This is a genomic window from Tardiphaga sp., assembly GCF_025356345.1.
GTDB lineage: Bacteria > Pseudomonadota > Alphaproteobacteria > Rhizobiales > Xanthobacteraceae > Tardiphaga.
On record NZ_JANXTC010000025.1, the window covers coordinates 1 to 2,645 of the forward strand.

Consider the following 2,645-nt stretch of genomic DNA (forward strand, 5'->3'; position numbering starts at 1 on the left):
GCTGGACAAGCCGATCGGCATGACCTCGACCCAGGCGGTGGCGGTGGTGAAGCGGCTGTTTTCGGCCAAGCGCGCCGGCCATGCCGGCACGCTGGATCCGCTGGCCACTGGCGGCCTGCCGATCGCGATGGGCGAAGCCACCAAGACGGTGCCGTTCGTGATGGACGGCCGCAAGCGCTACAGTTTCACGGTGTGCTGGGGCGAGGAGCGCGACACCGACGACACCGAGGGCAAGGTCACCTTTACCAGCGACATCCGGCCCACCGCCGAACAGATCCGCGCGCTGCTGCCGCGATTTACCGGCAATATCGAGCAGACCCCGCCGCAATATTCCGCCATCAAGATCGCCGGCGAACGCGCCTATGACCTCGCCCGCGATGGCGAGATCGTGCCGCTGGTACCGCGCCCGGTGGTGATTCACGAACTGATCCTGACCGAACAGCCGGACGATCGCCATTCGGTGTTCGAGGCCGAATGCGGCAAGGGTACCTACGTCCGGGCGCTGGCCCGCGATATCGGCCGCCTGCTCGGCTGCTACGGCCATATCAGCGCGCTGCGCCGCACGCTGGTCGGCCCATTTGCCGAGATCGACATGATTCCGCTGGAACAGTTGGAGGCTTTGTGCGATAGAGCCGCGTCTGGCGAGGGCAACCTCGCCGACGCGCTACTGCCCGTTGAGACCGCGCTGGACGACATCCCGGCACTGGCCGTCACACGGGCGGATGCGGCAAGGCTCCATCGGGGCCAGGCCGTTTTGTTGCGCGGACGGGATGCGCCCACTGGTAGCGGCACGGTTTATGTCACGGTGGCGGGCCGACTATTGGCCCTCGCCGAGATAAACAATGGCGAACTCATCCCCAAGCGTGTGTTCAACCTGACCGGACTGACCGCCAGTTCGGCTCGCAAAGAAAGTATCTGACGATGTCGATTACCGCGGAACGCAAAGCGGAAGTCATCAAGACCAACGGCAATAAGGCCACCGATACCGGTTCGCCGGAAGTTCAGATTGCGATCCTCACCGAGCGGATCACCAACCTGACCGCGCACTTCAAGACCCACGTCAAGGACAACCATTCCCGCCGTGGCCTTCTGAAGCTCGTCTCGACGCGTCGTTCCCTGCTTGATTACATCAAGCGCAAGGACGAGCCGCGCTACAAGGCGATGCTCGAGAAGCACAACATCCGTCGCTAAACAAATCACGCGCGCAGCCTCCTGCGCGCGTTTTTGTATCCACTTACGTAGTGCGGGCCAACAAAGGGCCGCACGATAACGTCCAGCAGCACTCCGGCGACTGGACGATGACGGGCAAGGTGCCCGTCGCGCGGCAAGGTCCAGTGGGACCCCCGCGACCATCGGAAGGATGGACGCCATTCAGAACACGATAGCCATGGCCGGATCGCCGGACGCTGGTTTCGCGGGACATCGCGAACGGCTTCCCGCGGTCTTGCGCATGGTTTTTGTGTTTTCGGCGCCATGCTTTCGTGAACCCATGAAAGAAAACCGATATGTTTAATGTTCATACCGTCGAGATCGATTGGGGCGGCCGTCCGCTCAAGCTCGAAACCGGCAAGATTGCGCGCCAGGCTGACGGCGCCGTGATGGCCACCTATGGCGAGACCGTTGTCATCGCCACCGTGGTCGCCGCCAAGACCGCCAAGGATGGCATCGACTTCCTGCCGCTGACCGTCGACTACATCGAGAAGACCTATGCCGCCGGCCGCATTCCGGGTGGCTATTTCAAGCGCGAAGGTCGTCCGACCGAGAAGGAGACGCTGGTCTCCCGCCTGATCGACCGTCCGATCCGCCCGCTGTTCGTCGATGGCTGGCGCAACGAGACCCAGGTCGTCGTCACCGTGCTGTCGCACGACATGGAAAACGATCCGGATATTCTCGCCCTGATCGCCACCTCGGCCGCGCTGACCATTTCGGGCGCTCCGTTCAAGGGTCCGATCGGCGCCGCCCGCGTCGGCTTCATCAACGATGAATTCGTGCTCAACCCGACGCTGGATGAGATGGCCGACACCCAGCTCGACCTCGTCGTCGCCGGCACCGGCGATGCCGTCTTGATGGTCGAATCGGAAGCCAAGGAGCTCAACGAAGAGATCATGCTCGGCGCCGTGATGTTCGGCCACCGCCACTTCCAGCCGGTGATCAAGGCGATCATCGAGCTCGCCGAGAAGGCCGCCAAGGAGCCGCGCGAAGTCGCCGTCATCGACGACAGCGCGATCGAGAAGGAAATGCTCGGCCTGGTCGAGACCGAGCTGCGCGCCGCCTATTCGCTGCCGATCAAGCAGGAGCGTTACGCGGCCGTCGGCGCCGTCAAGAAGAAGGCGATGGCGCATTACTTCCCGGAAGGCCAGGAAGCGAAGTACGACAAGCTGCGCATCGCCGGCGTGTTCAAGGAACTGGAATCGCAAATCGTTCGCCTGAACATCCTCGACACCAAGAAGCGCATCGATGGCCGCGACCTGACCACGGTCCGTCCGATCGTCTGCGAAGTCGGCGTGCTGCCCCGCGCCCATGGTTCGGCGCTGTTCACCCGCGGTGAGACCCAGGCGCTGGTCGTGACCACGCTCGGCACCGGCGAAGACGAGCAGTACATCGACTCGCTGTCGGGAACGTACAAAGAAACGTTCCTGCTGCAC

3 protein-coding genes are annotated in these 2,645 nt (G+C 63.2%); all 3 read left to right on the plus strand.

Annotated features, from left to right (window positions below; all coding sequences use genetic code 11):
- Positions 1 to 919, plus strand: a 919-nt coding sequence (gene truB / locus Q0S16_RS01230; protein ID WP_295844137.1) for a tRNA pseudouridine(55) synthase TruB, incomplete at its 5' end; no start/stop codon positions are given.
- Between the two features lie 2 nt (positions 920 to 921).
- Positions 922 to 1,191 carry a 30S ribosomal protein S15 gene (gene rpsO, locus Q0S16_RS01235; RefSeq protein WP_295844139.1) on the plus strand — a complete coding sequence of 90 codons (270 nt, stop codon included), beginning with the start codon at positions 922 to 924 and terminating at the stop codon, positions 1,189 to 1,191.
- Between the two features lie 314 nt (positions 1,192 to 1,505).
- A partial coding sequence (locus Q0S16_RS01240; protein ID WP_295844142.1) for a polyribonucleotide nucleotidyltransferase occupies positions 1,506 to 2,645 on the plus strand: 1,140 nt, incomplete at its 3' end.

Coding starts and splice junctions, on each gene's coding strand:
- rpsO (WP_295844139.1), top strand. CDS start 922: ATGTCGATTACCGCGGAACGCAAAGCGGAAGTCATCAAGACCAACGGC.